This window comes from Dyella sp. (genome assembly GCF_036384435.1).
Classification (GTDB): domain Bacteria; phylum Pseudomonadota; class Gammaproteobacteria; order Xanthomonadales; family Rhodanobacteraceae; genus GSA-30.
The window spans coordinates 1-7,214 of record NZ_DASVMI010000111.1 but is presented as its reverse complement, the minus strand read 5'-3'; the positions used below and the strand labels follow the sequence as shown (position 1 = coordinate 7,214).

The following is a 7,214-nucleotide window of genomic DNA, read 5'->3' as shown; positions in this document are numbered from 1 at the left end:
TGTTGGCGTAGGCCAACCTACCTTGCGCGTGGATGGCATGACCGTCGGCGGTACAGCCTCTTCGTAGCGAATTTAATCGCGAAGCAAGTCGCCACTTGCGGGTTCAGGGGGCTAAGCCAGCTTGCCCCCAAACCCGCATAAACATAGAGCACAAAGTCATTTCGCTTTGGCCGGTTCTTACCGGACAGTCAGGCTGATCCGGTGCGCAAGGGGTGACGCCGGCACTGATGGCAAGGGTGCGGTATGACCGAGGCGATTTCGACTTTATCCAAGCCCGCGAGCGAGCGGCAGGCAGAGCGTCTGCCGACCGGGCGACGCGGGCTTTTTTCGAATGAGGACTGGTGGTCGGTGTGGCTGGGCCTGGCCCTGATCCTTGCCGCCTGGGCCTTGTTCGCCAACGGCTCCAGCATCAAGTGGCTAGCGGTCGCGCCAGCCAAATGGACCCAGTGGAGCCAGGTCGTCAGCGATCTTCAAGCCCACCTCCCCAATTACCTGGCCCTGTTTGCCCTGTTCGCGTTGCTCTTTGGCACGGGCCTGGCGGTGCTGGGGCAGAAACTGGCGCATTTCCTGCCATCTTTTCTGATCCTGTTCATCGCTGCCACGGCGATTTTCGTCGTCGGTGCCTGGACCCAGGCATCGCATTACAACCTCGAACCCCCGCTGGTGGCCTTGGTACTGGGCCTGCTGGTCTCCAACCTGACCCGGCTGCCGGACTGGTTCCTCGCCGGCCTGCGTGTGGAGTTCTATATCAAGCTCGGTATCGTGCTGCTGGGCGCCACGTTGCCGCTGACCCTGCTCGTGTGGGCCGGCCCGGTGGCCGTAGGGCAGGCAACCATTGTCTCACTCGTCACTTTTTTTGCGATCTTCCTGGCGGGCAAGGCCTTGGGCCTGGATAAGCGATTTGCCGCGGTGCTTGGGGTTGGTGGCGCGGTGTGTGGTGTCTCGGCCGCGATTGCCATTGCCGGTGCCGTGCGCGCCAAGCGTGAGCAGGCCTCGGTGGCGATCACGCTGGTGATCGCCTGGGCCATCGTAATGATCTTCGTCCTGCCTTTTGCATCCAAGGCCCTGGGACTATCTACCGGCGTGGCCGGTGCGTGGATCGGCACCTCGGAGTTTGCCGATGCGGCGGGTATTGCCGCCGCCCAGGCTTATGGCGACGTGGCACGCAACGCTGGTGGCGCGATCGCCGGTGCACCGGATGCCTCCGTGCAGGCGTTCACGCTGATGAAGGTGGTCGGTCGCGATATCTGGATCGGTATCTGGGCTTTCGTGTTGGCCTGGGTCGCCACCACGCGCTGGGATATCGCGGCTACTGGCATCAAGGCCAAGGCCGATTTCCGTGACATCTGGGCGCGGTTCCCCAAATTCGTGTTCGGTTTCGTACTGGCGTCGGCCTTGGTGACCTGGATCGCCAGTCACTACTCGCTGGCCGACTACCGCAAGGTGGTCACGCCCGATCTGGTAGCGCCCATCACGGCACTGCGTACCTGGGCCTTCATTTTCTGCTTCCTGAGCATAGGCCTCACCACGCGGCTGCGTTCATTGAGCGCGACGGGATGGAAGCCCCTGGCGGCTTTCGCAGTGGGTGTGGCGATCAACATCGTGCTCGGTTACGTGCTGTCGGCACACGTATTTGCCGGTTATTGGAACGGGCTGGGTTCATGAGTGCGGAAGCCGCGGTTTCGCCACGCTGCCTCGCCTGTCGCTTCCGTGAGAACAACAGGCATGATCTTGAGCGCAGCGTGGCGGGGCTTGCGGTGTTTGGTTCGGCCTTCGGCGCCAGTATCGGTACGAGCGCGCTATGCCGCCTGCACGATTGCCTGGTTTCACCTGACGATAGTTGCGCGCAGTTTCGCGCGCACCACGATCATTCGGCCGAATCATCCCCGTCGGTGAGGCCTGCATCATCGGCATCCTCGTCAGCGGATGCCAGTTCCTTGAGCAACTGAAAGATTTCCCGGTAGGCACGCGGCGGCTTGTTACCGTCGCGCTCACTGCGCGCCTGGCGAATCAACGAACGCAGATGCTGGCGATCGATGCCGGGATGCTGATCGATCAACTGGCCCATGGCCGCATCGCTGTCGTCGCCAAGCAGCCGGTCGCGCATGGCCTCCATGCGATGCATCGCGGCGGTTTCCTGCCGCTGGCGCTCCTTGTTTTCGCCCAGGGCCGCGCGTGCGTCGGCGAAGGCATCATCACCATGGCGGCGCATCACCTTGGCCAGGAATGCCAACTGCCGCTTGCGTGCAATGTGCGATGTGATGCGGCGCGTGTTGTCGATCTCACGCAACACGTCGTCGGGGAGATTCAAGCGTCCGATCTTGGAAATCGGCAGCTCCATCAGTTGCGTGGCGAATGCCAGTACGGCCAGCGCATCGCGACGCTGCTGCGAGCGGCTGGGGCCATAATCGTGTTCGGGGTCGTCGGTGTAGGTACGGTTCACGGCAAATCCTTCAGGTCGTGCGACAGCTCATCCAGTGGCGAGGCCATGGCGCGCTCCAGGGCGAACCGGGGTATCTGCTCTCCGCCGATGGTCACCGTTTCGGCGAACATCGCGGCCGGTCGCACCCACAGGCCAAATTCGCCATACAGCGCCTGGTAAACCACCAGCGAATCTTCCGTTTCGCTGTGGCGCGCGGTGCCCAACACGCGATAACGCGGGCCTTTGTAGTGGCGATAGATGCCGGGGATGACGGACATGGATGGCTCTTTGCATCGGGAGCGGCCGTCCCCATATTGATCGGTCGGCACGCTAAAGTGCACATTCTAGCCGTTTACGCTCAAGGAACCCGCACGTGACCCAACTTGCCCATCCGCAGGACCAAAGCCTCCAGGAGCTGGACCGTCTGGCCGAGCTTGCCGCGGATGTCGTCCACCAGGCACGCCAGGCTGGCGCCAGCCATGCCGAGGTCGCTGCCAGCGTGGATATTGGCTTGAGCGTGAACGTGCGCCTGGGCGAGGTGGAAACCGTCGAACACACGCGTGATCGCGGGTTCGGCTTGACCGTCTACTTCGGCCAGCGCAAGGGATCGGCCAGCACGGCCGATCTCAGGCCCGAATCGATCCAGGCCACCCTTGAGCAGGCCTGCGCTATCGCGCGGTATACCGAGGAAGACCCCGCTGCGGGCCTGGCCGATCCCGATCGCATGGCCACTTCGTTCCCTGACCTGGACCTGTGGCATCCGTGGGCCGTCGATACGCCCGAGGCGATCGCGCTGGGCATCGAGATCGAGGCGGCTGGCCTGGCACAGGCAGGCATTACCAACTCCGATGGAGCTGGTGTGCAGATGGGCCAGAGCCTGTCGGTCTACGCCAATTCCCATGGTTTCGTCGGGCGCGAGCGCGGTACGCGGCACTCCCTGTCGGTATCCCTTATCGCCGGCGGCGATGAGGGCATGCAGCGCGATTACTGGTACGACACGCAGCGCAATGCCAGCCGTTTCGCCAGCGCGAGCTCACTCGGTGAAAAAGCGGCCGAGCGCACCTTGGCTCGCCTCAACGCACGGCGCCTGAGCACGCGGCAGTGCCCGGTGATGTTCGCGCCAGAAGTCGCTCGCGGGCTGATCGGCCACCTCATCGGTGCCATCAGTGGTGGTGCGCTCTATCGCCGTGCGAGTTTCCTGCTCGATCATGCCGGCAGGCAGATCATGCCTTCCTGGATGAACATCGTGGAGCGGCCTCGACTGCCCGGTGCGCATGGTTCGTCCGTCTACGATGCTGAGGGCGTGGCCACGACCGACAGCAGCCTGGTCGAAGGTGGCATCTTGCAGCGCTATGTGCTGGGTAGCTATTCCGCACGCAAGCTTGGCCTGGTATCCACTGCCAATGCCGGTGGCGTGCATAACCTGATCGTCCAGGCGGGCGGCGTCGATGGCGGTGCCAGCGACTTCGCCGGTATGCTGGCGCGCATGGGCACCGGTCTGCTGGTGACCGAGCTGATGGGGCAGGGCGTTTCCACCATTACCGGTGACTATTCGCGCGGTGCAGCCGGTTTCTGGGTCGAGAACGGCCACATTGCCTATCCGGTGGAGGAAATCACCATCGCGGCCAACCTGCGCGACATGTTCGCCAACATCGTGGCGGTTGGCAGCGATGTGGATCCCCGTTCTCACGTGCTGACCGGGTCCATCCTGCTGCAAAACATGACCGTTGCGGGGGAGTGACTTCTGGTCGGGTGCCGGAAGCGCTATTAAAAACGCCGAGGGGGCTTGCTAGCATCGAGCCGCCGGCAGGCCATCCATGCAGGAGCATCCCATGAGCGTCCCTCCCGAAACCGGCGCAACGTCGCCGCAACCGCCCTACGAGGCCGTCCACGTCGGCCCGGGCAGCCAGGAGCGTCAATGGGCGCTCTTCGCGCATCTATCGGCCCTGGCAGGCTGCATCATCACGGGCCCCTGGGCCGGTTGGGGCTGCTTCCTGGGGCCGCTGATCATCTGGTTGATCAAGAAGGACACCATGCCCTTCGTGGACGACCAGGGCAAGGAAGCGCTCAATTTCAATATCACCATGGCGATCCTGTGCGTGGCGCTGGTGATCATTACGGTGATCACCTTTGGCCTGGGCATTTTCGTTACCGCACCGATCGGTTTTATCGCCGGTATCGCCTGGCTGGTTCTCACCATCGTGGCCGCGATCAAGGCGAACGAAGGTGTGCGCTATCGTTACCCATTCACGCTCAGACTGATCAAGTAACGCATCGCCTGCCCCGGCGGTTCGCCGGGGCAGGGCAGGTTTTTCAGCCTAGTGCCACGTAAGTGCGCTTGTAGAAAACCGGCTGCTGCAAGCCGATCGGTTTCCACTGTTCATGCACCGTCAGCGTGTGCTTGTCGGCGGACATCTCCCATGTCTGCTGCAAGGTGGAGCCGTCGGCGAACTGGAACTCCATGACCAGCTTGCCGCCCTCGTTATGGCTGCGCACGATCGCCGCGCCATTGAGCGACTGCTGGCTGCCGCCATCCAGGCGGCCGTTGAGCGTATCGCCGCTGCTCAGTCGAACCTGCACACTCTTGCTGTCTTGCTGAACCAGCAACACCGAATCGATCTTCAGCAACTGCGGCAACGGATATGCGTGGGGCTTGGCCGGTTCGTCATCGGTCTTCTTGTCGTCCTTGTCCTTCTTGTGGCCCGCGCCGCCGCGACGGCCATGCAGGCCGGCATGCTCGGTGGCTGAGGGTAAGCTGCCTGACGTTGGCTGCTGGGCGTTGTTGCTGGCAGCCTGCTCGGCACGGCTCTCGTCTTGCAGCTTCTTGGTCACCGTCGCGTCGTTGTCGCTATTGGCGTCATCCAGGCGCCAGGCGCCAGAGAAGTCGGTCAACGGCACGGCATCGGCTGCGTGCAGGGAGGAAAGCGGGCCGTCCGCCGCCAGGAGCGCGGCGAAGGCAAGGGCAAGGTAGCGCTGTTTCATCGATGAACCCTGTGTGACGTCTTTGCATCAGGACGCACCAGGCAGCGGCGGATTGACCGATGCGCGAAGCGTCCCGTCAGTGGTGGCGGGCAGCGGCGTAGCGAGCCAGTTCCTCAAGCAGCACCGCGCGCTCCCCCAGCGGCTTGATGGAGGCGATCGCGTCGTTAATCAACGTCTGCAAACGCTCGCCGGACGCTTCCAGGCCGATGATCGAAGGAAAAGTCGGCTTGGCGGCCGCGGCATCCTTACCTGCCGTCTTGCCGATCACCGCCGATTCGCCTTCGACATCCAGGATATCGTCACGGACCTGGAAGGCCAGTCCGACTGCCTGCGCATAGCGGTCGAGCGCGTCGAGCGTAGCCTGGTCGGCACCGCCGGCCAGGGCGCCCAATTGGACGGAGGCGCGAATCAGTGCGCCAGTCTTGCAGGCGTGCATGTGTTCCAGTTCGGTCAGCGAGAGTCGGCGACCCACGGCCGAGAGATCCAGTGCCTGGCCACCGGCCATGCCTTCCGCGCCGCAGGCGCGTCCCAGCACCCGCAGCATCTCGATGCCATGGGGCGCATGCCGATCATGGGCCAGCAACTCGAACGCCAGGGCTTGCAGGGCGTCGCCCGCGAGAATCGCCATCGCCTCGCCAAACGCGATGTGACAGGTGGGGCGGCCGCGACGCATGTCATCGTCATCCATCGCCGGCAGGTCATCGTGGACCAACGAATAAGCGTGTATCAGTTCGACCGCGCAGGCTGGCGCATCCAGCACTGCGCCGGATTCGCCAAGCGCTGCCCCGGCAGCATAAACGAGCAGGGGACGCAGCCGCTTGCCGCCACCGAGTACGGCGTAGCGCATGGCGCGATGCAGGGTTTGGGGTGGCAATGCCTCGGCGGGCAGCGCCAGGGCCAGGGCCGCATCGGCACGACGGATCAGTGCCTGCAGGGCGGGGCCGAGCTCAGAGTTCGGGTTCAAACGGTTCTGCGTGGTCGGGAGCTTCGGGATCCAGCAGCAGGCGCACGCGCAGTTCGGCCTTTTCAAGGGCCTGCTGGCAATGGCGATACAAACCGATGCCGCGCTCGAATGAGGAAAGGGAATCGTCCAGGCTCATGTCGCCACCTTCCATACGCGCGACCAGTTTTTCGAGCTCATCCAGTGATTGCTCGAAGTCGACGGGCGTGGTGTTTTCCGAGGTGGCGGGGGCAGGCTTGGCCATGGGCGGGAAAGCTAACGCAGCAAGGTGATGGAGTAAAGAGTGAAGTCGGCTGCCGCGCAGCCTGGAAGGCGGAAAGCCGCGATGGGTGCCGCTCTTGGCGCGGGTGAAAGATCCTGCCTGCGTCACCGCCCCGCAGCTTGAAGGTGTAAAGCCCTCGGCGACCGAATCGCCCCCACGCCTTAGGTCTCGATTCTCTCCAGGTCAACGGGGAGAATCGGCCGACTGATCATCGGTGGAACGGGGTGATGCGGTGTCGCTCCTTCGGCTTCGAGCCTGTTCTGTAGATTCGCAGCCCCGTTCGGTTTCTCGCATGAGCTTGGACGGTATCTTCGGCCCGCCTTTGGCCTGAGCCTGCACATCTACAAGGTGAGGCGTCGCCACCACCATGACTTTTTTGAATACCCCTCCATACAAAAAAACACCCTGAAATTCAGGGTGTTTTTTTCCAACGCGTCCTAAAGACTTTTCGCGCCAAATATGCGATGTTCGGCATGTCGCTCGTGCTTCATCGAAGACAGGTGTTCACGAGCGACACTGCAAGAAGCAGTAAGCGCGAGCCGAATGGGTGGCAGCCCAGACGACTCGCTGACCACAACCAACTAACG

The 7,214-nt window shown here is 63.1% G+C and carries 8 protein-coding genes; 3 read left to right on the top strand and 5 right to left on the bottom strand.

The genetic code is table 11. The features are described from left to right. The first annotated feature begins 243 nt into the window (after window positions 1-243). Window positions 244-1,665 (top strand): YeiH family protein, encoded by a 1,422-nt coding sequence (locus VF436_RS11030; RefSeq protein ID WP_330904074.1) that lies wholly within the window; start codon window positions 244-246, stop codon window positions 1,663-1,665. Between the two features lie 202 nt (window positions 1,666-1,867). Here VF436_RS11030 and yjgA read toward each other — a convergent pair whose 3' ends face one another. Next, window positions 1,868-2,443 (bottom strand): ribosome biogenesis factor YjgA, encoded by a 576-nt coding sequence (gene yjgA, locus VF436_RS11025; protein WP_330904073.1) that lies wholly within the window; start codon window positions 2,441-2,443, stop codon window positions 1,868-1,870. After that, window positions 2,440-2,700 (bottom strand): DUF1653 domain-containing protein, encoded by a 261-nt coding sequence (locus VF436_RS11020; protein WP_330904072.1) that lies wholly within the window; start codon window positions 2,698-2,700, stop codon window positions 2,440-2,442. Before VF436_RS11020 ends, yjgA begins: the two co-directional genes overlap by 4 nt. A 95-nt stretch (window positions 2,701-2,795) precedes the next feature. Here VF436_RS11020 and pmbA point away from each other — a divergent pair, with 95 nt between their 5' ends. Both pmbA and VF436_RS11010 read left to right on the top strand, forming a co-directional pair. Next, complete coding sequence (gene pmbA, locus VF436_RS11015) at window positions 2,796-4,163, top strand: metalloprotease PmbA (RefSeq protein ID WP_330904071.1); 1,368 nt, start codon at window positions 2,796-2,798, stop codon at window positions 4,161-4,163. Window positions 4,164-4,254: 91 nt separating this feature from the next. After that, window positions 4,255-4,692: a DUF4870 domain-containing protein gene (locus tag VF436_RS11010; protein ID WP_330904070.1), complete on the top strand. Its 438-nt coding sequence runs from the start codon at window positions 4,255-4,257 to the stop codon at window positions 4,690-4,692. A gap of 43 nt (window positions 4,693-4,735) precedes the next feature. On the opposite strand, the gene VF436_RS11005 is transcribed toward VF436_RS11010, so the two are convergent. From VF436_RS11005 to VF436_RS10995, 3 genes are all read right to left on the bottom strand, one after another. Further along, window positions 4,736-5,404 (bottom strand): hypothetical protein, encoded by a 669-nt coding sequence (locus VF436_RS11005; protein WP_330904069.1) that lies wholly within the window; start codon window positions 5,402-5,404, stop codon window positions 4,736-4,738. Between the two features lie 76 nt (window positions 5,405-5,480). Continuing rightward, window positions 5,481-6,368, bottom strand: a complete 888-nt coding sequence (locus tag VF436_RS11000; protein ID WP_330904068.1) for a farnesyl diphosphate synthase — start codon at window positions 6,366-6,368, stop codon at window positions 5,481-5,483. Beyond that, window positions 6,352-6,609 carry an exodeoxyribonuclease VII small subunit gene (locus tag VF436_RS10995; RefSeq protein ID WP_330904067.1) on the bottom strand — a complete coding sequence of 86 codons (258 nt, stop codon included), beginning with the start codon at window positions 6,607-6,609 and terminating at the stop codon, window positions 6,352-6,354. Before VF436_RS10995 ends, VF436_RS11000 begins: the two co-directional genes overlap by 17 nt. Between the last annotated feature and the right edge of the window lie 605 nt (window positions 6,610-7,214).

Coding starts and splice junctions, on each gene's coding strand:
- VF436_RS11030 (WP_330904074.1), top strand. CDS start 244: ATGACCGAGGCGATTTCGACTTTATCCAAGCCCGCGAGCGAGCGGCAG.
- VF436_RS11020 (WP_330904072.1), bottom strand. CDS start 2,700: ATGTCCGTCATCCCCGGCATCTATCGCCACTACAAAGGCCCGCGTTAT.
- VF436_RS11010 (WP_330904070.1), top strand. CDS start 4,255: ATGAGCGTCCCTCCCGAAACCGGCGCAACGTCGCCGCAACCGCCCTAC.
- VF436_RS11005 (WP_330904069.1), bottom strand. CDS start 5,404: ATGAAACAGCGCTACCTTGCCCTTGCCTTCGCCGCGCTCCTGGCGGCG.
- VF436_RS10995 (WP_330904067.1), bottom strand. CDS start 6,609: ATGGCCAAGCCTGCCCCCGCCACCTCGGAAAACACCACGCCCGTCGAC.